The 25,511-nt window shown below is 31.7% G+C and carries 18 protein-coding genes; 17 read left to right on the forward strand and 1 reads right to left on the reverse strand.

Annotation, left to right across the window (positions count from 1 at the left end):
- Nucleotides 1-6: 6 nt before the first annotated feature.
- Nucleotides 7-282, forward strand: coding sequence for a hypothetical protein (locus ACKQTC_RS01295; RefSeq protein ID WP_408976627.1), 276 nt, complete (start codon nt 7-9; stop codon nt 280-282).
- 164 nt (nt 283-446) lie between these two features.
- On the opposite strand, the gene ACKQTC_RS01300 is transcribed toward ACKQTC_RS01295, so the two are convergent.
- Nucleotides 447-1,730, reverse strand: coding sequence for an IS110 family RNA-guided transposase (locus tag ACKQTC_RS01300; RefSeq protein ID WP_408976628.1), 1,284 nt, complete (start codon nt 1,728-1,730; stop codon nt 447-449).
- Nucleotides 1,731-2,010: 280 nt separating this feature from the next.
- On the opposite strand from ACKQTC_RS01300, the gene ACKQTC_RS01305 reads away from it, so the two are divergent.
- From ACKQTC_RS01305 to ltrA, 16 genes are all read left to right on the forward strand, one after another.
- Nucleotides 2,011-2,322: a single-stranded DNA-binding protein gene (locus ACKQTC_RS01305; protein ID WP_000373441.1), complete on the forward strand. Its 312-nt coding sequence runs from the start codon at nt 2,011-2,013 to the stop codon at nt 2,320-2,322.
- A gap of 1 nt (nt 2,323) precedes the next feature.
- Complete coding sequence (locus ACKQTC_RS01310) at nt 2,324-2,539, forward strand: Maff2 family mobile element protein (protein WP_000394203.1); 216 nt, start codon at nt 2,324-2,326, stop codon at nt 2,537-2,539.
- A 10-nt stretch (nt 2,540-2,549) separates the two neighbouring features.
- Nucleotides 2,550-3,413: a VirB6/TrbL-like conjugal transfer protein, CD1112 family gene (locus tag ACKQTC_RS01315; protein ID WP_000466915.1), complete on the forward strand. Its 864-nt coding sequence runs from the start codon at nt 2,550-2,552 to the stop codon at nt 3,411-3,413.
- A gap of 9 nt (nt 3,414-3,422) precedes the next feature.
- Nucleotides 3,423-3,713: a hypothetical protein gene (locus ACKQTC_RS01320; protein WP_408976629.1), complete on the forward strand. Its 291-nt coding sequence runs from the start codon at nt 3,423-3,425 to the stop codon at nt 3,711-3,713.
- A gap of 1 nt (nt 3,714) precedes the next feature.
- On the forward strand, nt 3,715-4,125 hold the full coding sequence (locus ACKQTC_RS01325) for a PrgI family protein (protein WP_408976630.1): 411 nt from the start codon (nt 3,715-3,717) through the stop codon (nt 4,123-4,125).
- Entirely contained in the window at nt 4,037-6,439 is a 2,403-nt protein-coding gene (locus ACKQTC_RS01330; RefSeq protein WP_458295179.1) for a VirB4-like conjugal transfer ATPase, CD1110 family, read from the forward strand. The genes ACKQTC_RS01325 and ACKQTC_RS01330 overlap by 89 nt, the downstream gene beginning before the upstream one ends.
- A 7-nt stretch (nt 6,440-6,446) precedes the next feature.
- Entirely contained in the window at nt 6,447-9,026 is a 2,580-nt protein-coding gene (locus tag ACKQTC_RS01335) for a C40 family peptidase (RefSeq protein ID WP_408976632.1), read from the forward strand.
- 14 nt (nt 9,027-9,040) lie between these two features.
- Nucleotides 9,041-9,280, forward strand: a complete 240-nt coding sequence (locus ACKQTC_RS01340) for a hypothetical protein (RefSeq protein WP_408976633.1) — start codon at nt 9,041-9,043, stop codon at nt 9,278-9,280.
- Nucleotides 9,267-11,621 (forward strand): leucine-rich repeat protein, encoded by a 2,355-nt coding sequence (locus ACKQTC_RS01345; RefSeq protein ID WP_408976634.1) that lies wholly within the window; start codon nt 9,267-9,269, stop codon nt 11,619-11,621. Before ACKQTC_RS01340 ends, ACKQTC_RS01345 begins: the two co-directional genes overlap by 14 nt.
- Nucleotides 11,622-11,635: 14 nt before the next feature.
- Nucleotides 11,636-12,496 carry a CD1107 family mobile element protein gene (locus ACKQTC_RS01350; protein ID WP_408976635.1) on the forward strand — a complete coding sequence of 287 codons (861 nt, stop codon included), beginning with the start codon at nt 11,636-11,638 and terminating at the stop codon, nt 12,494-12,496.
- 73 nt (nt 12,497-12,569) lie between these two features.
- Nucleotides 12,570-13,181, forward strand: coding sequence for a DUF6088 family protein (locus ACKQTC_RS01355; RefSeq protein WP_408976636.1), 612 nt, complete (start codon nt 12,570-12,572; stop codon nt 13,179-13,181).
- On the forward strand, nt 13,174-14,157 hold the full coding sequence (locus ACKQTC_RS01360) for a nucleotidyl transferase AbiEii/AbiGii toxin family protein (RefSeq protein WP_408976637.1): 984 nt from the start codon (nt 13,174-13,176) through the stop codon (nt 14,155-14,157). Before ACKQTC_RS01355 ends, ACKQTC_RS01360 begins: the two co-directional genes overlap by 8 nt.
- A gap of 91 nt (nt 14,158-14,248) precedes the next feature.
- Nucleotides 14,249-15,970 carry a DNA topoisomerase 3 gene (locus ACKQTC_RS01365; protein WP_408976638.1) on the forward strand — a complete coding sequence of 574 codons (1,722 nt, stop codon included), beginning with the start codon at nt 14,249-14,251 and terminating at the stop codon, nt 15,968-15,970.
- Complete coding sequence (locus ACKQTC_RS01370; RefSeq protein WP_408976639.1) at nt 15,963-16,928, forward strand: DNA cytosine methyltransferase; 966 nt, start codon at nt 15,963-15,965, stop codon at nt 16,926-16,928. Before ACKQTC_RS01365 ends, ACKQTC_RS01370 begins: the two co-directional genes overlap by 8 nt.
- The gene (locus ACKQTC_RS01375) at nt 16,915-23,211 is read left to right on the forward strand and encodes a helicase-related protein (protein WP_458295178.1); all 6,297 of its coding nucleotides are present in this window, start codon (nt 16,915-16,917) and stop codon (nt 23,209-23,211) included. The genes ACKQTC_RS01370 and ACKQTC_RS01375 overlap by 14 nt, the downstream gene beginning before the upstream one ends.
- A 555-nt stretch (nt 23,212-23,766) precedes the next feature.
- Nucleotides 23,767-25,437 carry a group II intron reverse transcriptase/maturase gene (gene ltrA / locus ACKQTC_RS01380; protein WP_408976640.1) on the forward strand — a complete coding sequence of 557 codons (1,671 nt, stop codon included), beginning with the start codon at nt 23,767-23,769 and terminating at the stop codon, nt 25,435-25,437.
- Nucleotides 25,438-25,511: the final 74 nt, after the last annotated feature.

Below are 25,511 nucleotides of genomic sequence, written 5' to 3' on the forward strand. Positions count from 1 at the left end.
GGTAAAATGTGTGAAAATAGAAAATCATCTTTAATTATATTAAATATAAATGGTGAGCAGTTTATTTTGGAAAGTGATACAGAACTCACAAGGGATAAGAAAAATTATATTGAAGCAATATGTGAGACAATGTACGATGAAAGTAATGAATGGTATGAAGATATATATGATATGTCCCCATATGATATAGCTGAGCTATTTGAAAAAACAGTAAAAGAAGAAGTAGGAATAACTGTTATATTTAAAGCGATAGACCTTGAAGTATCGATTTTAGAAGACTAGAAATAAGGTATTAATGAGCGATAGAAATTAAAAACTCTATCGTCTTTTTTTATACTCAAAATTAGACCAGCTATCAAATGTCAAGTAAAAAATATAAAATAATCAAACTTGTAATTGATGGCATGGCAAACAAGCCTATCATGATAGGCTTAAAGAAATGACAATTAAATATTAGGAATGTAAGCTTTGTTATCCCTCAAAACAGCAAAGATAATATTAGTAAGCTTTCTAGCAACAGCACCAATAGCTGTACCATGAGCCTTCCCTCTTTCTCTAAGTTTTTGATAATACAAAGATAAAGCAGGGTCCTTAAAAGCAGCAACAATTGAAGCAAGCCAAATAGCACGTCTTAAATAAGGTGAGCCATGTTTAGAAATCTTAGTGTTAGTAGCTACAAAATTACCTGATTGCTTAACAGCAACATCTAAGCCTGCATATGCAACTAATTGATTAGCCTTATCAAATCTTTTGATATCACCAATTTCTGAAAAGATAGCAGCACCTAAAATAGGACCAATACCAGTAATACTAGTAATTACAGGGCAAAGTTGATCAAGCATAATCTTAATTTCATTTTCAATTTCAAGAATTTGTTCTTCAAGAAAAGAAATTTGATTAATAATCTGCTTAATCTGGAAAGAAAAAGATCTAAGAGCAAACTTAATACCAAAAGTATTAGAAGCAGCATCTTGAATTTCCTTAGCCTTATCGATACCAAAACGACCCTTACTAGACTTACTCAAAAGTTCAGCAAGAGATGAAGCGGGAATAGAAATCATATCTTCAGGTAAAGGGTATTTACTCAAAAGCTCTTTAGAAGCAACACCATAGATATTAGAAAAAAGCTTATCATATTCAGGAAAAACCTGATCCAAAATAGCAACAAGCTTCCTTTTCCAATCAGAAGCTTCATCAACGAGAGCAAACCTGTATCTGGAAAGATTTCTGAGAGCAAAGGTATCCTCATCAGAAAAATTAGAAATGGAATATTCGCCAAACCTAAGAATTTGAGCGATAACAAAAGAATCAACAGCGTCATTCTTAGTCTGTCTAATGTACATTTTTCTAAAAGCATCAGACTGAATTGGGTTAATAACAACACAAGAAAAGCCTAAATCAGTTAGAAAAGAATAAAGACTAAGCCAATAATGACCAGTAGCTTCCATACCAATAACACAATTGTCATTAGATAAAGAAAAAGAGGAAATGAACTTCTGAAATTTTTCTAAACCCTTAACAGAATTAGAAAAAGATAAAGACTCAGAAAGAGCTTTTCCTGAAGAATCAATAATTGAAGCTTCGTGGTTACACTTTGCAATATCAACACCAATGTAAAACATAAAATCACCTAGCTTTAATATAAATTTAGATAGAGCAAGAGCCCTCTGAACTTTACGACAATGCAACCTCGTTAGACATACAGCAACGAAAAGTGCTATCCAGCTCATACGCATAAAGACGTAAAGAAGAGGCGTAACCCTAATTTAGGAAGACGAACTTCAAGGAGGTTAGCTACGACCTCTATCTATACAATTATTATCTCACAAGAAAGTGAGATAGAGAACAATATGTAGTAATTTTTACTACAACTATAATATACGAGGAGGTTAAAATGGTAAGGATAAGAAGTCCCACTTAAAATAATTTAATATATAAGACATTTAGCGATTGAAATATAAGTTCAGTCGCTTTTTTAATTGAAATTTATAGATTAAGGAGAAGAAATTAATGGATAGAGAAATGATAAATATTAATGCAAATTTAGTTAAGGAAGCTGAATTTTCAGAATTTGAAAAAGATGGAGAAAGTGTTCAAGTAGCAAATTTTGCTCTTGTAAAAAAATATGGAAAAGGCAAAGAGTATACAAATTGCTCAGTATACGGAGAAAAGGTAGAAATTGTAAAAGAATTTGAAAAAGGAGATCTTATCCATGTCTTTGGATATTTCAAAGAAAACAAAAAAGGAGATAAGGTCTACAAGAATTTTATAGTTAAATCACTAAACAAAATAGAAAATAAGAAAGAAAACGAGGAGGAATAATATGGAATTTTTTACAGCTGGAGTTGGAGTTTTAAAGACACTTGTAACTGCAATTGGTGCAGGTTTAGGAGCATGGGGAGTTATTAACTTAATGGAAGGTTATGGTAATGATAACCCTGGTGCTAAATCTCAAGGTATTAAGCAGCTTATGGCTGGTGGTGGAATTGTACTAATCGGTATCAAATTAATTCCACTACTTGCAAATGCTTTAAAATAGGAGAAAGTCTATGTTTGGTATCTTTGACAAGCTAACTGAATTTTTTAAGGATATGCTACTCGGAGGTATCAAAGCAAATCTTGAGTCCATGTTCTTAGATATAAATGACAAGGTAGGAGTTATTGCAACTGATGTTGGGAAGACACCAATGGGTTGGAATGGAGAAGTGTATAACTTCATAAAAAACATTAATGATAATGTGATCGTTCCAATAGCAGGTCTTATCATAACAGCAGTTTTATGTATTGAACTCATAAATATGGTTATGCAAAAGAATAATATGCACGATACGGATACTTTTGAGTTTTTCAAATACATTATAAAGATGTTTATAGCAGTCTACCTTGCAAGCCATGCCTTTGAATTTTCAATGGCAGTCTTTGATGTGGCACAAAATCTTGTAAACAAAGCGGCAGGGGTAATCACTACTTCTGCCACTGTTTCAGGAGATCAGATAGTTGCAATGGTTGATACATTAAAAGAAAAAGATGTTGGTGCATTAATTATGATATTAGTTGAAACAAGCCTTGTAAGGATTGCAATTCAATGTATATCTTTAACTATTACCTTAATAGTATATGGGCGTATGTTTGAAATATATGTCTACTCATCAGTATCATCCATACCATTTGCGACTATGGGAAATAAAGAATGGGGTCAGATTGGAACAAATTATATCAAGGGACTTTTTGCCTTGGGACTACAAGGTTTGTTTTTGATGGTATGTTTAGGCATCTACACCGTTTTAATAAGGACGGTACAGGTTACAGATATTCACGCAAGCTTGTTTAGTATATTAGGATATGCTCTACTACTTGGACTTATGATGTTTAAGAGTGGAACAGTTGCAAAAAGTATTATGAATACGCACTAGGAGGAATAAATGTTAAAAAAGAAAAATTGTGTTTTATTGGGACTTGGAATTTTATTGGGAGGAACTTATGAATTCTTAAAAGAGAAGAAAAGAAATGAAGAAATTAGAAACTTAAAGAAAAGAATAAATAGACTCGGAAGATGTCACAATGAATTTGTTATTTATCAAGGAGAATACAATGACAGAAATGAAGAAAAACAAGAAGAATTAGAAGAAAGAATTAGCTACCTAGAAGAGGAAACAACATCTAATTATGACCATATACTTGAACTTTCCAAAGAAGAAGTAGAGGGAGATTAAAATGGCGTATGTACCAATACCAAAAGATTTGGACAAGATTAAAACAAAGGTTGCCTTTAACTTAACCAAAAGACAACTTATAGGTTTTTCGGTGGCAGGACTAATTGGCATACCAACCTATTTATTTATGAAGAAATATCTACCTAATGATGTTTCTATTATTGCAATGTTAATAGTAACCCTGCCAATCTTTTTTATAACCTTATATGAAAAAGACACCTTAACTTTTGAAAAGTATTTTAAATTTTTCTATCTTCATAAGTTTTATCAACCAACTAAGAGAATAAGAAAGGAGGCATACCTTGAAGCAAAGAAAAAAGCAAATCAGCGACTTAAATCTAAGGGAAAAACAATTAAGAAAAGACCGCAAGGAAGTAAGAAGGCTAAAAGCAAAGAAAGATCCAACAAATAGTCTTCTAAGTGTACTTTTAAAGAAAGAGAAAAAGAGATTTACAGTTGAGGATACTATTCCCTATATAAGAATGTTACCAGAGGGCATTTGCCAGTTAGATGAAAAAAATTATTCAAAGACAATTTCATTTCAAGATATAAATTACCAGTTGGCATTGGAAGAAGATAGAGATTTAATCTTTAACCAATTTGCCAACTTTTTAAATTCTTTTGATCCAAGTGTCCACATTGAACTTTCATATGTAAATCAATTAGGAAGAAATAAAGACCTACAAGATGCAATTAAAATTGCTGATAAGGGAGACTTCTATGACGATGTAAGAAAAGAGTTTAGGGAGATGTTAAAGCTTCAACTTGCAAAGGGAAATAACGGACTTAAAAAGATGAAGTATATAACCTTTACAACAGAAGCCGATAATCTAGAGCAAGCAAGAGCAAAGTTAAATAGACTTGAAGTAGATATTTTATCCAACTTTAAATCTATGGGAGTAAGAGCAGAGAGTCTTGATGGCGAAGAAAGGTTAAGACTTATTCACGATATGTTAAATCCAGACAAGAACTTTGATTTTTCATATAAAGATTTGAAGAAGAAAGAGTCTACAAAATCACATATAACTCCCAATACCTTTAATTTTGCACCAGCAAATAATTTTAAATTTGGGAAATTCATTGGAGCTGTAAGCCATTTTCAAATACTTGCAAGCGAGTTATCAGACAGAATGTTATCTGAGTTTTTAGATATTGATGACAATATTTATGTAGCTTTTCATATAGATGTAGTTGAACAAGCAGAAGCTATTAAACTCATTAAGAGAAAGAACACAGACCTGGACAGAATGAAAATTGAAGAACAAAAGAAAGCAATTCGTGCAGGATATGATATGGATATTATTCCTTCAGATATAAATACTTTTGGAGCTGATGTTAAGTCCATGTTATCTGACTTACAAAATAGAGATGAAAGGCTCTTTGTAGTTAGCATAGTAATGATGAATTTTGCTAGGACTAATCAAAAATTAGAAAACACTGTTGCTCAAATCTCATCAATTGCAAACAAACATAATTGTCAGGTAAAAAGATTATCTCATCAACAAGAGCAAGGACTTGTTTCTGTCTTACCTCTAGGACTTAATCAAGTTGAAATAAAAAGATTTTTAACTTCATCATCAACGGCAGTTTTTATGCCTTTTACAACAGAAGAGCTATTTATTGATTCGGCAAATTCTTTGTACTATGGCTTAAATGCCCTTAGCCAAAACTTGATTATGGCAGATAGGAAGAAACTAAAGAACCCTAACGGATTAATATTAGGAACACCAGGTTCTGGTAAATCTTTCTCAGCAAAAAGAGAAATGGCAAATGCAATTCTTGTCACAGATGATGATGTAATTATTTGTGATCCAGAAGGCGAGTATTCAAACCTTGTAAAACAATTTAATGGAGAAGTTATTAAAGTTTCAGCAAAATCAAAGGATTATCTAAATCCTTTAGATATTAATATGAACTATGGAGATGGGGACGCACCTTTAAAGGATAAGGCAAACTTCATAATGTCTATGCTTGAACTTGTAGTAGGAGGATCTGGTCTTACTGCTGCAGAAAAATCTGTTATAGATAGGTGCTTACCAAAGATATACCAAAAATATTTTGAAGACCCAAAACCAGAAAATATGCCTATATTAGGAGATTTATACGATATGCTCCTATCTCAAGAAGAGGGAGTTGGTAGAAAACTCGCAACAGAAATGGAAATTTACGTTAAAGGAAGTCTTAATGTCTTTAATAATAGGTCAAATGTTGACCTAAATAGGCAACTGCTCTGTTTTGATATAAAAGAGCTAGGAACACAACTTAAAAAAATAGGTATGCTTGTAATTCAAGACCAAGTTTGGAACAAGGTTTCATTAAATAGAGGAAGCAAGTCTACAAGATACTATATAGATGAGTTCCACCTTTTATTAAAAGACCCCCAAACTGCTTCATATTCAGTAGAAATCTGGAAAAGATTTAGAAAATGGGGCGGTATTCCAACAGGTATAACTCAAAACGTAAAAGACCTTTTAACAAGTCAGGAAATTGAAAATATCTTTGATAATACAGATTTTGTTCTAATGTTAAATCAAGCATCTGGAGATAGGGATATTCTTGCTAAAAAATTAAAAATATCGCCTTATCAGTTAAACTATATTACTAATTCAAATGCAGGTGAGGGACTCTTATTCTTCGGAAATACTATTGTTCCCTTTATAGATAAATTCCCTAAAGACACCATGCTATATAAGCTAATGACAACAAAACCAGAAGAAGCTAAGTAGGTGTGATATGGATAAAAAAATAAAAAAAGATTTTCAAAAGAAAATTATCCGAAATAGGGATGCTCCTGAAAAGAATGTAGATAGTAAACTTGTTCATTCAGATGATTATACCAATAAGATTATTAAAACTAAGGATAGGTTCGGAGATAAAATTTCAGAAAAAGAATCTAAACTTATTCATGAGAATGTATTATCTAAAGATCAAAAACAAGATAGACTAAAAGACTTTCAGAAGGCTAAAAACAAGGAAAGAATTAGAAAAGAAGTTTTAGATAATAAGAATAAGGCTGAAAAAACAAAACAAACTAATCTTGAAATAAGGACAGATGAAAGCTTTAAACTTGATGAAGAGTTAGATGTAGACTTCAAAAAGGTGAATTTTGGTAGTGAAAACAGTAGAAATATTAATTCTAATAAATTAACAACAGATGATATTCCAGCTAACTCTGAAGTAATAAGCAATAAGAAGCCATCAAGTAAAAGACAAGTTCTTAAAAATTATGAGGATAAACTTATCCATAGTAAGGATAAATTCCAAGACAAAATCAACGAGAAAGAGTCTAAGCGAATCTACACAAGCGAAGATAAACCTATCGAAGCAAAGAAAAGCAAGAGAGTATATAGAAAAGATAAGCTTGTTAAAGATGAAGTAAGCAATAACGAGAGTAATACTAGTATCGATAAAAAGCAAAAGCAGAAGCTTTATCAAGAAAAGAAGTTTAGGGATAAGGAAAAAATTTCTAATGAAATAGATAAAGAAAATAAGCTAAGCGGAGTTGATACAGATAAGACTTTTGATAATACCGAGATTAAAGACGATAATCTTGAATTTGTAAAGGATGAAAAGGAAACAAATCTTAAACCTTCAGAACAAAAGAAAGTTAATAAAAAGAAGACTTACTACAAGAGAAAAAATTATAAAAGTGATAAATTCACTCGAAAGAAAATTGATAACTTAAAAAATGAATCTAAGAAAGCTACACCGAAAGATTCTAAGAAATCACAAGATGTTAAAGATTTTATCTCAGATAAAAAGATTGGAGAGCTTGAAAAGTCTAAAAGTAAGCTAAAGGATAATATCTTAAAGAATAAAACTAAAGGAAGCCTATCTTCTGGGGTTTTATTATCTGGAGCTAAGTCATCAGAGTTAGTGAGAGATTATCTAAGTTCAGGATCTGATAATACTGGTGTAGAATCTGGAGAAAAAGTCGCTAATGTAAGCTCTAAGCTCCAGCATGGAATAAGGAAGTATAAGCTAGATAAAAAGAAAAAGTCCTTAAAAAAGCTATCTAAACTTGATAAGAAAATAAGAAAGAGAAAAAGCAAGTTGGAGTTTAAAAGCGGCTTGGAAGATTTAAAAAAGTCAGATGCCTATATAAAGAAAAATAGATTTAAGAAGTTTTACCAGAGAAAACAAATGAAAAGCATGATAGCTAAAAAGCACGAAACAAGACTTGTAGATAGAGTAAAAAAAGCTATTTTAAGTTTAGGGAAGGCTTCTAAAGAGCTAATAGTAAGAAAAAGTAAGATGGTTCTATTTCTAGTAATAGGACTAGGTCTTATGCTATCAATCATGATTGGTGGCGGAAGTGTTGGTATGAGTGGACTAAGCAATTCAGTAAACTCAGTAATGACAACAACATACCTATCACAAGATACAGTTCTAAGTGAAGTTAATCAAGAATTTTCATCAATGGAATATGACCTACAATCACAAATAGAAGGTGTAAAGACAAGTCATCCTGGATATGACGAATATATCATAAACAAAGAAGGAGAAATTGGTCATAATACCCATGAACTTTTATCCTATATAACTTCAAGATGTGGAGAAGTAAAATCAGCATCTGAAGTAAAAGGAATTTTAAAAGATCTTTTCGATAAGATGTATAAGCTTGATTTTAAGGAAGAAATTGAAATTAGAACAAAAACAGTAGCAAGAACAAGATATGATAGTCGTGGCAATCCCTATACTAGCTATGAAAAAGAAGAGTATGAATATAAAAAGTTAATTGTAACTTTAAAGAAAAAAGAAATGGATGAAGTTGTTAGGGAAATATTTAAAGATTATCCAGACAATGTAGTTCATTATGAAGCTCTTCTTGAAGCTAAGGGGAATATGGGTGATGTTTTTGGATCAGGTAATGGGGACTTAGGAGAAATAATAGACAATCCAAACTTTGGAAATCCTGGTCTTGCTTTTGATTCAGCCACTGCTAAAGCCTTATTTAATGAAGCAGAAAAACATATAGGCAAAAGATATGTGTTTGGAGCAAGTGGACCATCTAACTTTGACTGTTCAGGTTTTGTATGTTGGTCATTTACTAAGTCTGGAGTAAAGAGAATGCCAAGAACAACTGCATGGAGAATATACAAAGACTATTGCAATCCAGTAAGTCCAAGTGAAGCTCAGCCTGGAGATATTATATTTTTCCACTCAACATATAACAGTGGAACTCCAATATCTCATGTAGGCATATATGCAGGTAACGGAATGATGATTCACGCAGGAGATCCAATTCAATACACATCAATAAATTCAAAATATTGGAAATCACACTTTTATGGTTTTGGAAGACCAAGATAGAAGGGAGATATTATGTGAACAGGAAGCTTATAAGTATTAGAAACAAAAAGAAAAAAATAGAAGAGAAATTGAAAGATTTAAATGCAAAATACAAGGAAATTTGCGATGAAGAAATACAAGTTGAAAATGAAGAAATAATTGTAACTCTTAGGAGGAACAATATTAGCTTGGAAGAATTAGTGGAGAAAATCAATGATAGAAAAAAAGAAGAAAAATTAAAAGAAAAGGAGAACATTCATAATGAAGAAATTTAATACGAACAGACTAAGAGCCTTTTTTATGGCTCTTTTATTAATTTTGACATCAACTGTGCATACAAGTGCATTTGCAAAGTCTGATGTTACTTGGACGGAAGATGATTTTATGTATTCCTCTGAGGGAAATATAATTGCCTTTAGTGATAAAGGCTTAGAAAAGAAAGAAAAGACAAATATTCTAGTATTTCCTGAAGGAACGAAGTCTGTAAATGGAAATTATTCTTTAAGTCATTCAAACGATGAACTTAGATATAAAAGAGAATTTGGACGTGGCAAACATTGGGATAAAGTAATTATTCCTGATTCTGTTAAGCATTTAGGTTATGCTGCCTTTTTCGATGCAAGTATAGACGAGGTAAAACTATCAAATAGTCTAACTTACCTTGGTGGTTTAGCATTTTTCAATTGTGGACTTAGAGAAGTGACTTTACCTGATAATTTGGTAAATATTGAACATAATGCTTTTGAAAGAAATAACCTCCAAGAAATAACTATACCGAAGTCTGTGAAGACAATTGAACAATATGCTTTTTCAAAAAATAAATTGCACACTGTAAAAGTTTTAGGCAATCCAACTATTAATAGTAAAGGAGTATTCCACAATCAAGAAGTTGAATATAGACCAAAACAAAATCCATTTTACGAAAATCATTTTGGTTTCAACGGAAATCAAGGATTCAAATCTATTCCTAATGGATTAAGGTTTAAAAATGGAGAGTTTGTCTTTGATAAGAATGTAGATAGTGTAGAACTTGAATTTGATTATAACAATGATATGTATCAAGGAAAGATGACTATATACAATCCAAATAAATATTCCATTGATACTCAAACTGATTTAACAGGTCATGATATTGATGAAAAGGACAATAAGATTGATGATTTAACTAAAAACATTAAGGATCTAGAAAATCAGATCAAAGATTTAAATGATAAGAAAAAAGAAGACCAATCAAAGATAGATGAATTAAAGAAAAAGTTAGAATCTTGCAAAGATAATGGAGAAAAACTAAAACAAGAAAAGTCTAAGCTAGAAGAAGAGATTAGAGATAAAGATAATAAGATTGCTCAATTAAATAAAGAAATTGAGGATCTTAAAAATTCTAATAATAATGATGAACTAATAGCAGAAATTACTCAGCTTAAAGATGAACTAAAAAGACTACAATATGAAAATGCAAAACTAAAAGAAGATTATTCATCTACAAAATGGGAGTTAGAAGCTGAGAAAGAAAAGACCGACAAAAACGAAAATAAAATCAAAAAAATGCAAGAAAAGCTTGAGTCTTTAGAAGGAGAACTTGCAAAGAAAAATAAAGAAATTGAGGATAAAGACAATAGGATTAAGGACTTAGAAAAAGCGCTTGATGAAAAAGATACTAAGATAAAAGAACTAGAGTCTAAGAAGAAAGAAATAGAAAATTCTAAGTCAGAATGTTGTAAGAAAATTGAAGAGCTTCAAAAGGCTATTGATAGTTTAAAAGAATCTTCTGAAAATACAAAAAAAGAATTAGAAGAGAAGATTAAAGAACTAGAAGAAAAACAAAAAGCTTCTGTAGAAGAAATTAAAAAGCTAAAAGAAGAATTAGATAAGAAAATTGAAGAAGCAAAGAAGTTAATCGAGGAAGCAAATAAAAAATCGAAAGAAGAACTTGAAAAACAAGCTAAAGATGAAAAAGATAAAAATCTAAACCAAGACTTATCTAAGAAATTAGATGAACTTCTAAAACTCCAAAAAGAAAACAAAGAAAAGAAAGAAGATAAGAAATCTCAAGATAAGAAGTGGGATGAACTTCTGAAAGCTGATGATAAGAACATCCTAAATCAATTTGATCTTAACAAGATGAAAGAGCAAGATAAACAATTGGACAAAAAACAATTTAAAGATGAAAAAGAATTTGCAGTTTTTCAAGTAGACAAAAACTTTTATAACATTATCAACAAAGATGGTAAGACAACAGTCTATATGGATGTAAAAACTTATGTAGATCAAGGAAGAACTATGATTCCAGTAAGATATATCGCTTATACTCTAGGTTTTAATGTTGAGTATGACAACTATACTCGTGAAGCTATTTTCTCAAATAAAGAGAATAATATCCTAGCTAAAAAGACATTAAGACTAAATATTGATACTGGTGTTATGAAAGATTCAGATGGAAAGGTCTATAATTCAGATGTTAAGCCAGTGATTATAAATGGCAGAATTCATGCTTCAATTTCAAATATTGCTAAAGCTTTTGGAGCAAGTCATGGAGATATTAAAGATGGTAAAAATCAAACAATAGAATGGGACAATGCTAGAAAAGCAGTCTATGTATTTAAAAATGTAAAATAAGAAAGGATAGAAAAATGAATAAGAGTATTAAACGAGGAGTAGCCATAGCGTTACTCCTTTTTACATTTACAGTACCAGCAACTACATTTGCAATGACAAATGAAGGGCAAATAGAAAGTCAAAACGAATCAATCTATGAACCACAAAAAGAAGAATTTGAAAAAATGTTGAAAGATGATGTTTTTACACCGTCAAAAGAAGAAATTCCTTATCAAGATGTTCCAATAATACCAGGAAATACAAGTGAAGCAACCAAACCTTCAAATAATCCTCCAAAGAAAACCCCACTTGTAAAAGGCGGTAATACTAAGGCAGTAAATAATCTTGCGACACAAGAAAATAAGGCAAGAGGTTCAGTAATTGAAAATGTAGATAGGAATGGAAAAGATATTACACCAAGTGGAGATACAGAAAAAGATAAAGAAAATCCAGTTGATGTAAGACAATTTTTAACATTTCAAACCAAAAGTGGAAAAACTATGCACCTAATAGTGGATCACTCATCAAATCAAGATAATGTAAGATTATTGACAGAAGTAGGAGAGCAAGACCTACTTAATATGATTGAATCAGAAGATAAAAATACTATAAAAGTTGAAGAACCTAAGAAAGAAGAAGTAAAAAAAGAAGAACCTACTGTTGTTCCAGTAAAAGAAGAAAAGAAAAGCGGGATAGGTTCATTTCTAATTATTGCACTTGTAATTGGAGGAGTTATAGGAGCAGGATACTATTTTAAGGTAGTTAAAGCAAGAGAAGATAAAATGTTGGAAGACTTTGAAGAAGATGATGAGGATTATATTAGTGAGTCAGAAGATGAATCTGACAATGATGAAACTCACGAAGAATCTTTAGATGAAGACGATGAACTATTATAAGAATATTAAATTTAAGTACAATTGAACTTTTGTCCCAGATATGATACGATATTTGGGACAAAGGAGGATTGTAATGAGTTCATATACAGAAAAAATATCAGATAAAATAAATGATTTTGACTCACATAAAGTATTTTTTGCAAATGACTTTTTAGATATTACATCTTATGAAACTGCTAGAAAGACATTGAATAGAATGGTTAATGAAAGAAAAATTCAGCGTGTCATTGATGGCTTTTATTACAATCCAAGATACAGTGAATTAATTGGAGAGTACGAAGCAGTATCAATTCACGAGTTAGCACTTGCCATAGCAAGAAAATACAATTGGAATATTGCACCATATAGTAGCACAGCCTTAAACTTATTAGGACTATCCACACAAGTTCCAACTCACTATAAATATATATCTAGTGGAAGATACAAGGAATATAAAATTGGAGATACCATTTTAGAATTTAAAAAAGTAAATCCAGGAGAAATTGCAAATATGTCCTTAAAGACTGCAACAGTTATTCAAGCAATTAAGTCTTTAGGTAAAGAAAATATAACTAATGAAGTTATACAAAAGATAAGAGAAAATTTAACTGAAAAAGAAAGAATAGATCTAACGAACGAATCAAAATCAGTTCCATCATGGATATATGAAGTGATAAGAGAAATTTCTGAGGGTGAAAATGAATAAGTTTTATATAGGTAACAAGGACGATTTAAGAGTTTTAATAGTAAATACAGCCAGAAAGAAAAATATATCTGAAGCAGTCATTGAAAAAGACTATTGGGTTACTTTTATCTTAGACTATCTATTTAATGAAAATAAATGGAAAGAATATTTAACCTTTAAAGGTGGTACATCACTTTCAAAGTGTTTTGGACTTATAGAAAGATTTTCAGAAGATATAGATCTAATCTTAGATTGGCGAGTATTAGGATATGAAGAAAAAGAACCATGGATAGAAAGATCAAATACCAAACAGGATAAATTCAATAAAGAAGTTAATGAAAAGACAGAAGAATTTTTAAGAGATGAATTTTTAAAAGTTTTAGAAGAAGATTTAAAGGATTTTGAGTTTGAATTTTGGGTTGATACAATAGACCCACAAACAATTCTGTGTAAATATCCTAAAATCTTTGAATCCAATTATTTAACACAAAATATAAGACTTGAAATAGGAAGCCTTGCAGCATGGACACCTGCAATTGAAGTGGAAATCCTGCCAATAATTGGAGAAGCCTATCCAAATGTTTTTAAAGAAAAAACTAATATAAGAACAGTCTCAGCAGAGAGAACTTTTTGGGAAAAGGCAACTATACTTCATCATGAAGCAAATAGACCAGAAGCTTCTCCTATGCCCCACAGATATGCAAGACACTTTTATGACCTATATAAAATAGCAAAATCAGATTATAAAAACAAAGCCTTAGAGGATAAAGATTTATTAAAGAAAGTGATTGAGTTCAAAATGAAATTCTATCCTAGGAAGTGGGCAAAGTATGAAGATGCATTAGTTGGAAAATTGAAGTTAGTTCCAAGAGAGTACCGATTCTCTGAAATAGAAAAAGATTATAAGGCTATGGCAGAAATGATTTATGGAGACTATCCAAACTTTGAAGAGATTATAAAAGTTCTTAAAGAACTAGAAAAAGAAATTAATAAGTAATAGAATTCTCCCAAAAATAATACAATATTTGGGAGAAATACTTTGAGCGAGAGAGAAATCTTTCGCTCTTTTTTTATTTATGGAGGTATTAATGAAATTAGTAATAGCAGAAAAGCCAAGTGTAGCAGTTATGATTGCAAAAGTAATTGGAGCAAGAACAAGAAAAAATGGATATTATGAGGGAGGTGGTTACATTGTTTCTTGGTGCGTAGGTCATTTAATTCAAATGGTAAGACCAGAAAGACACAATGAAAAATGGAAGAAATGGACGATAGACACTCTTCCTATAATCCCAGAAGAATATATTTATGAAGTATCTAAAAGCACTAAAAAACAATATGGAGTTTTAAAGAAACTTTTAAACGATAAGAATATCGACACAGTTATAAATGCTTGTGATGCTGGAAGAGAGGGAGAACTTATTTTTAGGCTTGTATATAATCAAGCTAAATGTAAGAAGAAGATTCAGAGACTTTGGATATCTTCAATGGAAAACCAAGCTATTGAAGAAGGTTTTAGAAATCTTAAAGACGGAGAAAACTTTGAAGACTTATATAGATCGGCAAATGCAAGAGCAATTGCGGATTGGTTAGTGGGAATGAATTTAAGTAGGCTTTATTCTTGCATTTACAAGGAAACATATTCTGTTGGTAGAGTACAAACACCAACCCTATATTTAATAGCTAAAAGGGATAGTGAAATAAACCTATTTAAGAAGCAAAAATATTATACAGTTGACCTATTTTATGGAGGATTAAAACTTGTATCAGATAGGATTGATAGAATTGAAGTTGCAGAACAACTATTAAACTTGCTAGAAGATGAAATAGTTATTACAGAGGTAGAAGATAAAGAAATAAGCACAAAACCAGATAAGCCTTATGATCTCACTACCTTACAGAGAGAAGCGAATAAATATTTTGGATATTCAGCAAATGACACTTTAAACCTGGCACAAAGCTTGTACGAGAAGAAACTAATCACATATCCAAGAACAGATAGTAGATATTTAACCGATGATATGGTTAATACTATGAAAGAATTATTAGAAGGACTTGAAGAAGATTTTAAAATCAATGAATCAAACTTTAAGTCTATTTTTAATTCATCTAAAGTTACAGACCACTATGCGATTATTCCTACTATATCAGGTATTGGAAAAGCTAAAGATTTATCTGATAAAGAAAGCAAAATTTATAATCTAATTAAGGATAAATTACTTGCTTCATGTTCGGATAACTTAAAGGAATCTAGTAGAAAAATCAGATATGAATATGATAAATTTAATTTCAATGCAAGTGGCAAGACTATAATCGATGAAGGTTATGCCAAGTATCTAAAGCCTTATGGAAAACAAAAACAAGAAAATGAATTACCAGATGTAAAGACTGGAGATAAAATTAAGCTAACTTCTAAAAATATATCGGAGAAATTTACAAAAGCTCCAAGTCATTATAATGAAGATACACTTTTAAAGGCTATGGAGAATGCAGGAGTAGAGTCTTTGGATAAAGACATAGAAGTAGAAAGAAAAGGCTTAGGAACACCAGCTACAAGAGCAGGAATTATAGAAAATCTTATCCATAAGGATCTCATAAGAAGAGATAAGAAAAATTTACTTGTAACAGAAAAAGGCAATAGGCTTGTATCAATTGTAGAGGATAAGTTTAAATCAGCAGAAACAACATCTGAATGGGAAATGAAACTTGCAAAGATTAGCTCTGGTGATGTAGATAAAGAAGACTTTTTAAGAGAAATTGAAGATAGTATAAGGGAGCTTGTAGATAGGCACAAGAATAATCTAAATGAATAAGGTAAAAATATTAGAGCTTTTCGGTGGCATAGGTGCTATTAGAAAGGCTTTTATTAATTTGAAGATACCTTATGAAGTAGTTGATTATGTAGAAATAGATAAGGCATGTGTTAAATCATACAACGCACTTTATGGAGAAGACTATAAGCCAAAATCAGTAGTAGGATATAAAGCTCCTAATGAGAAGATAGACTTAATAATGCATGGAAGTCCATGCCAAGACTTTTCAAGAATAGGGAAAAAGCAGGGAGGAGCAAAGAATTCAGGAACTAGATCAAGCTTACTATTTGAAACAATTAGAATAATTAAAGAAATGAAAGATAAACCTAAATGGATAATTTGGGAAAATGTAAAGGGAGTCCTTGATAGAAATATGAGGGACTCCTTTTTTATTTATCTAAAAGAGCTAGAGAGCCTAGGATATGAAAGCAAGTATAAAATCTTAAATGCAATGGATTTTGGGATACCTCAAAAAAGAGAAAGGATATTTGTTGTTTCATGTCTTGGAGCAAATAACTTTTCTTTTAATAAATTGGAGAGGAAAGAAACAAGACCACTAAGTGAATTTTTAGAAAAGGATGTAAGTGAACTTTATACAATGACCCAACCTTATATGCTGAAATTTTTAAATAAAGGCATAGATAATAGTTTTAGAGGGCGATTAAAAGTGATTAAAGATTTTTCTTATACTATTTCTACAAAACAAATGAGAGTACCAAATTCTGGAATAATAGATATTGGAAATGGTCAGTATAGGTATTTAACAGAAAGAGAATGTTTAAGACTCATGGGTTTTGATGACAGTGATATTAACAAACTAGAAGAAGCACATCCAAGAAGAAAAAATTGTACTTCAAGCAAGCTATATAAACAGGCCGGTAATTCTATTGTGGTTGATATTTTAATGGCTATTATAAAAGAAATTCATAGAATGGAGGTAGGAAATGCAAGTAAATGATTTTAAGAATATACAAGAAGCAATAAAGTATGAAGTTTTGCAAGATGAAAATGAATATTTAAAACTCTTAAAGGTTATAGGTAACAATCAGAAATATGATTTTTCTAGCCAACTAAGTATATATAACAAAGAACCTGAAGCTAGAGCTTGTGCGACTTTTGATATGTGGAAAAAATATTTTGGTCGAGTTGTTATGAGAGGAGAGAAGGGAATTCCAATTTTAGTTGGAAGTGATGTAAGTCAAAGAGTTTCATACATCTTTGATATTAGTCAGACAACATCAATGGATAGGAATATTAATGAGGTTAGCTTATGGCAGTTTGACCACGAAAACCATAACGAGGCTTTAAAAGAAATAATAAGAGATTCTTCATTTGAAGCTAGTGATTCACTAAACGAAAACATATTTTCTTTAAGTCGAATTTATGGAGATGAATACATTAACTTGGCTCTTGCTGATTTGAGAATAGATATAGAGGATAGACTGAGTTTTGAAAAGTTTATGAGAGACTCAATATCCTATGCAGTAGCTAATAGGTTTAATACAGTCTATCCTATGGATTTGGAAAATTTAAAAAATAATTTTTCTAGGATAAATACAATTTCTTTAGAGCAGATAGGTCTTGTAATATCAAGGATTAGTGAAGATATTATAGATAGAACAATAGAAAAATCTAAGGAAATGGATCGAGCTAGGCTGCTGACAGAAAGGGTCGCTGCCGACTATAATAGAGATATAGAAAATATAAATGAAGATAGAGGAGGTCAAGATGATTTATATAGACGAGATGATAGGTCAAGAAGTAGAGATGGACGAGTTTTCACAGATGGAAGCTACAGAAGAAATAGCAATGAAGATCGAAGAGAAAACCTTGGACATGATGGAGAAGGATCTGGAATTTATGGAGAGATTTCCGAATCCAACATACGCAGTTCTAAGACTGTCTTACCTGGTAGGGAGCGAGGACATGGAGAACTGGAAGAAGCTGCAGGAAATGTACGAGGAGAAAACACTTTTGAACCATCTGAAGGAAATCCAGAATCAGGCAGTGGACTTTATCAAGAGAGAGAAAGTCAAAATGATGAAAGCACAAGGATTGACAGAGAAGATGATGAGAGAGAATCCAGAACAATACCAAGGACAGATGAACAACTTGATGGCAACAGTGAAGAGAATGGCAATCAAGGAATACGTGGAAGCTTAGAAAATGAAATAAGCCAAGAAAAGGAAGCTGACGAAGCTTCTTTTTTTGATGGCAACAACATTGAAAAAAGAAAAGACTACTGGATTGTAGAATTTAATGAAAATCACGAATTAGTTCCCGATTATAGTGGGCAGATAGTAACTAAAGACTTAATCAATATCCTAAGACAAAAGGATATTGATATTAAAGACCATAATCAAACTCATGGAGAAAATGAATTTGGAGAAATGACTGATGATTATATCGGATATTTCAAATTCTATTTTGATCACTATGTAGACGGCGAAGTTGTCGAACATTATAGGATTGACCTTGGAGATGGTGAAGAAGTTAATGAGCGTGAATTTTCATATTTAGAAGAGCAAGTTGCACTAAGTGAGGAAAAAGCTTCACAAGAAGAAGTTAAGGAAAAGATAGAGCCTAAGTTTAAGATAGGTGATCAGGTTAGATATAAAGATAAGGACTTTACCATTACAGATTTTGATGAACTAAGTGGAGGACTTAAAACTGTAACCATTAGAGATAATATGGAGTATATGGGAGGTATGATTAGGGGTTCGGAAGTAATTCCATATAGAAACGATTCATACCTTGAAGAAATCTTTGAAAATCTAACTCAAACATCAGAAAAATTAGCAGTAAAGGTTGGAAAAGAATTTATTTTAGAAGATAAGAATACCTTTGATGGAATTAACTTAATTGAAGCTGGAACTAAGGTAGAAGTTAATGGAGAAGAAATTCCCTTATATAAAGGTGAAACATTTGAAGAAAGTAGAAAGATTGATGACCTTTTAGATAGTGGAAATTATGAGATATACAAATTATCTGAGCATGAAAAACAAATTGAAAGACAAGTAGAGCAAGAAAGCTTTATTGATAACTACAATCCCGAAATTGACCAAATGATGGATAGGTATGATGTCCCAAGGGAAGCAGCCGAAAACTTATTGAGAGGTAAAGAGGATTTAAAAAATCTAGGCTATGAACCTAATAAGGAAAGGCTAAGTTTCGCTAGAAATTATGACTTGAAAAATCATATCTACTCGGAATACCTTACACCATCAGAAAAGTTAGATAAAAATATCAAAGCTATTAAAATGCTCAAAAGACTTGAAAATGAAAATAGGAGTCCAAGAGAGTATGAACAAGCATATCTGGCTGATTATCTGGGTTGGGGAGGTCTTTCCGATGTCTTCGATGAAGAAAAAGGAGGGCAATGGCTTGAAGCAAGAAATATTTTAAAAGAAAATCTAACAAATGAAGAGTATTTGAATGCTAAAGAGTCTACTTTAACATCATTTTATACACCTAGAGAGGTAATGGACGGAATATATAAGATTCTAAAAGATATGGGATTTAAGACTGGAAATATCCTTGAACCGTCTGCAGGAGTTGGTAACTTCATTGGTAATATGCCAAGTGAAATAAAAGGCTCTAAAGTATATGGAGTAGAAAAAGATAGTCTAAGCGGAAGAATAGCAAGAGAGCTTTATCCTGAAGCCAATATTCAAATTAAAGGCTTTGAAGAAACAAACTTCTCAAATAATTTCTTTGACTTAGTTATAGGAAATGTTCCCTTTGGAGATTTTAAAGTAAACGATCGTGAATATAACAGAAATAACTTTCTGATTCACGATTATTTTTTTGCCAAGTCAATAGATAAGGTTAGGAATGGAGGAATTATTGCCTTCATAACTTCATCTGGAACTATGGATAAAAAAGATGAATCTGTTAGAAAATATATTAATGCTAGATGTGAGTTTTTAGGAGCTATGAGGCTTCCTAATACAACATTTAAAGGTCTTGCTGGTACAGAAGTTACTTCAGATATTATTTTCTTAAAAAAGAGAGATTCGGTTATAGAAAGAGATGACGATTGGATACACCTAACAACTGATAAAAAGGGTTTGACTTATAATAAATACTTTGTAGATAATCCTCAGATGGTATTAGGGGATATGAAAGAAGTATCTGGAAGATTTGGAAATACTATTACTTGTGATGAAAAAGAAGATGAAAAGTTAAAAGATTTAATGGATCTTGCAAGTAAGGAAATATCTTCAAACTCAAAATATGAAGAAGTCGAGCTATTGGAAGATGAAGAATTAAGTCTTCCAGCAACAGATGATGTTAAGAATTTTTCCTATACCATCATTGATGAAGAAGTCTACCTAAGAGAAAACTCAGTCTTAATTAAGAAAAATATATCAGATAAAAACAAAGAGAAAATAAAAGATTATCTTGATGTAATGAATGCTTTAAAAGATGTAATAGAAAAACAAAAAGATGATTTTTCTGATGAAGAAATAAAAGAGTCACAAGCAAAGTTAAATGAAGTCTATGATAACTTTTCAAAGAAACATGGATTTATTAACTCCTTATCAAACACTAGAGCCTTAAAGGAAGACTCAAACTTTCCTTTAGTATCATCAATAGAAATACTTGATGATGAGGATAATTTCAAAGCTAAGAGTGACATATTTTCAAAAAGAACAATCACAAAGGCAAAGGTAGTAGACCATGTAGATACTTCCCTTGAAGCTTTAGTTTTATCAGTTTCACAAAAGGGATATGTAGATTTTGAATATATGGGATCTATCACTAATAAAGATAGGGACACCTTAATTGGTGAACTTGAAGGCGAGATATTTTTAGATATTAAGGATACAGACCTGATAAATAACAGAATGCCCTTTGAAAACTTTAACAATGACGATCCATTTCATTTTTCATATGTATCAGCTGATGAATATTTAAGTGGAAATATTAGAGAAAAAATTGGATACCTCAATTCATATATCGGAGAAATTGAAAATGTAATAGATTTAGCACCTTCTGAAAAGAAAGACACATTATTAAATGAGTTAAGCAAACTCAAATATCAGAGAGAAAAATTACAAGAAGTTATGCCTGAAGAACTCACTGCTTCTGATATAAATGTAAGGTTAGGAGCAACTTGGATACCTCAAAAAGATATAGAAGACTTTACTTTTAATCTTTTAAAAACACCAGGTTATGATAGGTGGAATATAAATGTTAGGTTCTCACCACACACAAGTGAATGGAATATTGAAGGTAAAAGTGTTGACTCGACTAATGACCTTGCTAACATGACTTATGGTACAAGTAGAGTTAATGCCTATAAGCTAATTGAAAATGCTCTTAATCTAAAAGATACGAAGGTATTTGACCAAGTAATAAACGATGATGGTTCTAAGACTTCTGTATTAAATAAAAAAGAAACTATGCTTGCAAGTCAAAAGCAGGAATTGATTAAAGAGGAATTTAAGAACTGGATATTTGAAGATCCTGATAGAAGATATAGGCTAGAAAAGATTTATAATGAAAAATTTAATTCAATTAGAAATAGAGAATTTGATGGCTCTAACTTAACTTTTGATGGAATGAATACTGAAATCAGACTACGAGAACATCAAAAAAACGCCATAGCAAGGACTCTATATGGAGGAAATACACTACTTGCCCATGTAGTAGGAGCAGGAAAGACTTTTGAAATGGTAGCTTCTGCTATGGAATCTAAAAAGTTAGGGCTTGCAAGTAAATCATTATTTGTAGTTCCTAACCACCTAACCACTCAAATTGGTAGAGAGTTTATGCAGTTATATCCGTCAGCAAATATTATGGTGGCCGATAAAAAAGACTTTCAACCAAAAAATAGGAAAAGATTTATTGGTAGGATTGCAACAGGAGAATATGATGCAGTCATCATAGGACACTCTCAATTTGAAAAAATACCAATGTCCAAAGAATACCAGGTAAGACATATACAAGACCAAATAGATGATATAGTTTCCTTTATTGATGAGAATAAAAGAAATAGAGGAGAAAATTTCACAGTTAAACAACTGGAAAAGACAAAGAAAAAACTCTTGGTAAGACTAGAAAAACTAAATGATGACTTTAAAAAAGATGATGTAATAACCTTTGAAGAGCTAGGAGTAGATAAGTTATTTATAGACGAAGCTCATAATTACAAAAACCTATTCTTGCATACTAAGATGAGAAATGTTGCTGGTATCGGGCAGAGTGAAGCCTTTAAGTCTTCAGATATGTTTATGAAATGTAGGTATATGGACGAAATGACTGGAGGTAAGGGTCTTGTATTTGCTACTGGTACACCAATATCAAATTCAATGACTGAGCTTTATACCATGCAAAGATACCTTCAGTATGATGATTTAAAGGCAAGGGGATTAGAACATTTTGATGCCTGGGCTTCTACTTTTGGAGAAACAGAAAACACCTTTGAGTTATCTCCAGAAGGTACTGGATATAGGCAAAAGACAAGATTTTCAAAGTTCTATAACTTGCCAGAGCTGATGTCTATGTTTAAAGAAGTAGCAGATATAAAGACTTCAGATATGTTAAATTTGCCAGTTCCTGAAGCAAATTTTGAAGTTATTAAAACAAAACCGACTGAGGAACAAAAAGAAATATTAACTAGCTTATCAGAAAGAGCAGACGCAGTTAGAAATAACCAAGTAGAACCAACAGAAGATAATATGCTAAAGATTACAAATGATGGTAAAAAACTTGCCCTTGATCAAAGATTAATAAATCCACTACTTCCAGATGATCCTAATTCAAAGGTAAATGTATGTGTTAAAAACATCTTTTCAATCTGGGATAAGACAAAAGAAAAATCATCGACCCAATTAGTATTTTCAGATATGTCTACACCAAAAGGAGATGGAGAATTTAATATCTATGATGATATTAGAAATAAGCTAGTGAATATGGGAATACCAAAAGAAGAAATAGCCTTTATACACGAAGCAGATACGGATAAACAAAAAGATGAATTGTTCTCTAAGGTAAGAAGAGGAGAAGTAAGAGTATTATTAGGCTCTACTCAAAAAATGGGAGCAGGTACAAATGTACAGAACAAACTAATAGCCTTACACGATTTAGACGTCCCATGGAGACCGTCTGACCTAGAGCAAAGAAGTGGTAGAATTGTTCGTCAAGGTAATGAAAATGATAAGGTAAATATCTTTAGATATGTAACAGAAAATACATTTGACGCTTATTTATGGGTGCGACATGAAGTCGCTTAATTTAACTGTTTAGCAAAATGACCAAACCAACTATTCCGTTAGTTGAGCCGAGTATCGACTGCACTTAGGTGTGGTAAGCCGATACTAAAGTAGCCCTACTTGAGGTAAAACCGTGAGGAAATACCGAAACTGCCAGCAACAAGGTGGTTAGGGAGCGAGGCTTGATAATATGGCTAACATATGTGAACTACTGATAAATGTCGTTAAGGTGAACAGGCTAAAGTTGCTGATAAGCCTGAACCAAAATGGTGTGTAGTCGGATAATCCTTTCCATAGTGGGATTACACGGACAAAAAGACTACCGGCAGAGAGGTAGAGCCTAAGTTATCAACGTTAATTAAGTGAAACATGGTAAGCCTGCACTATTGCCATAAGGCAAGGCAAATCGTAAGAAATGCTGATAATGGTGCAGGTAAAGGAGAATGGAAAAAGCGAATGCCATCTTGTAATGAGATGGGTAGGGGTTCAAAATTTGCCCTAACTTGAAAGAGTGCAGACTTCCATTTGGTTTTTAATCACAAGAGAACTTGTAGAATTTTTGAAAGGAGAAAGCAAATGAACAGTAAAATGTGTGCTACTACTAACAGAGCTAAAAACTGGGAAAGTATAGATTTTTCTCTAGCAGAAAGCTATGTTAAAAAACTACAAATGCGTATTGTGAAAGCGTGGAAAATGAGTAAATATGGAAAGGTAAAATCTTTACAACATTTACTCACAACTTCATTTTATGCAAAAGCCTTGGCTATTAAGAGGGTAACTGAAAATCAAGGCAAGAAAACAAGTGGTGTTGATGGTGAATTATGGCTAACATCACAGGCAAAATATAAGGCGATAGAAAAGCTAAATTTAAGAGGATATAAACCTAAGCCTCTTAGAAGAGTGTATATACCAAAGAAAAATGGGAAGAAAAGACCTCTCAGCATTCCTACAATGACAGATAGAGCAATGCAAACTCTATATAAATTTGCACTTGAACCCATAGCAGAAACTACTGCTGATCCTAATTCTTATGGATTTAGGGCAAAAAGATGTACACAAGATGCTATCGAGCAGTGTTTTACATCACTCAATAAAAAGAAATCTGCAAAATGGGTACTGGAGGGAGATATAAAAGGTTGTTTTGATAATATAAGTCATGAATGGATATTAAATAATATCCCAATGAACAAGAAATTATTAAAACTTTGGCTTGAATGTGGATATATAGAAAAACAAAAACTATTTCCAACAGAAACAGGAAGTCCCCAAGGCTCGCCAATATCACCCATTATTTCCAATATGGTATTAGATGGTTTAGAAAAAGCAATCAAAGAGAAATACCATAGAAGAACAGTAAATAAGAAAACATATTTCCCAAAGGTTAACTTTGTTAGATATGCAGATGATTTCATCGTTACAGGGGAAAGTGCAGAATTGCTTGAAAATGGTGTAAAGCCAATCATTGTAAAATTCTTGGCTGAAAGAGGTTTAGAATTATCAGAAGAAAAGACACTTATAACAAACATAAATGACGGTTTTGATTTTCTTGGAGTTAATATTAGGATGTATAAAGATAAGTTGCTGACAAAACCATCTGATAAGAACTTCAAGGCTATTGTCGATAAAATCAGACGAGTCATAAAAGATAATCCGTCAATGAAACAAGAAATTTTGATTAGAAAATTAAATCCAATCATTATAGGTTGGGTAAACTATCAGAAATATAATGTTTCATCTAAAGCCTTTGAAAAACTTGATTATGAAATATATAAAAGCTTGTGGATCTGGTGCGTTCGTAGACATCCAAAGAAAAGTAGAAAATGGATAGCTAAAAAATACTTCCATACCATTGGAAATAGAACTTGGACTTTCAGTGTAGCAACTGGCGAGAAAATGGAAAATGGCGAGAAATACTATCTTCGTCTTAAATATGCTACAGATACTGATATTAAAAGATTTACTAAGATACAAGCTGAAGCAAATCCATTTGATGAAAATTGGCAAATATACTTTGAAGAAAGAGAAGAGTTAAAAATACGAAACGAACTTAAAGGACGTACAGTTATAAATAGACTGTATAAAACGCAAAATGGAATATGCCCTGTTTGTGGGGAGAAAATAACTATTGATACAGACTTTAGAGTACATCAAACAATTCAAAATAATATTACCCTTAAAACATTAGTACACCCTTGGTGTCATAGAAAATTGCATATAAATGATGAAGAAAACACGCTGGCTCTTTAATCAGGGCTTATAAAAACTTGAGCCGTGTGAGGGGAAACTCTCATGCACGGTTCTTAGAGGGGAAGGGGATAGTA

This window comes from Peptococcus simiae, from assembly GCF_046097595.1.
GTDB lineage: Bacteria > Bacillota > Peptococcia > Peptococcales > Peptococcaceae > Peptococcus > Peptococcus simiae.

Bases quoted from the DNA above. Each gene is read 5' to 3' on its own strand.
- ACKQTC_RS01295 (WP_408976627.1), top strand. From the start codon at position 7: ATGTGTGAAAATAGAAAATCATCTTTAATTATATTAAATATAAATGGT.
- ACKQTC_RS01300 (WP_408976628.1), bottom strand. From the start codon at position 1,730: ATGAGCTGGATAGCACTTTTCGTTGCTGTATGTCTAACGAGGTTGCAT.
- ACKQTC_RS01305 (WP_000373441.1), top strand. From the start codon at position 2,011: ATGGATAGAGAAATGATAAATATTAATGCAAATTTAGTTAAGGAAGCT.
- ACKQTC_RS01310 (WP_000394203.1), top strand. From the start codon at position 2,324: ATGGAATTTTTTACAGCTGGAGTTGGAGTTTTAAAGACACTTGTAACT.
- ACKQTC_RS01315 (WP_000466915.1), top strand. From the start codon at position 2,550: ATGTTTGGTATCTTTGACAAGCTAACTGAATTTTTTAAGGATATGCTA.
- ACKQTC_RS01320 (WP_408976629.1), top strand. From the start codon at position 3,423: ATGTTAAAAAAGAAAAATTGTGTTTTATTGGGACTTGGAATTTTATTG.
- ACKQTC_RS01325 (WP_408976630.1), top strand. From the start codon at position 3,715: ATGGCGTATGTACCAATACCAAAAGATTTGGACAAGATTAAAACAAAG.
- ACKQTC_RS01335 (WP_408976632.1), top strand. From the start codon at position 6,447: ATGGATAAAAAAATAAAAAAAGATTTTCAAAAGAAAATTATCCGAAAT.
- ACKQTC_RS01345 (WP_408976634.1), top strand. From the start codon at position 9,267: ATGAAGAAATTTAATACGAACAGACTAAGAGCCTTTTTTATGGCTCTT.
- ACKQTC_RS01350 (WP_408976635.1), top strand. From the start codon at position 11,636: ATGAATAAGAGTATTAAACGAGGAGTAGCCATAGCGTTACTCCTTTTT.
- ACKQTC_RS01355 (WP_408976636.1), top strand. From the start codon at position 12,570: ATGAGTTCATATACAGAAAAAATATCAGATAAAATAAATGATTTTGAC.
- ACKQTC_RS01360 (WP_408976637.1), top strand. From the start codon at position 13,174: ATGAATAAGTTTTATATAGGTAACAAGGACGATTTAAGAGTTTTAATA.
- ACKQTC_RS01365 (WP_408976638.1), top strand. From the start codon at position 14,249: ATGAAATTAGTAATAGCAGAAAAGCCAAGTGTAGCAGTTATGATTGCA.
- ACKQTC_RS01370 (WP_408976639.1), top strand. From the start codon at position 15,963: ATGAATAAGGTAAAAATATTAGAGCTTTTCGGTGGCATAGGTGCTATT.
- ACKQTC_RS01375 (WP_458295178.1), top strand. From the start codon at position 16,915: ATGCAAGTAAATGATTTTAAGAATATACAAGAAGCAATAAAGTATGAA.
- ltrA (WP_408976640.1), top strand. From the start codon at position 23,767: ATGAACAGTAAAATGTGTGCTACTACTAACAGAGCTAAAAACTGGGAA.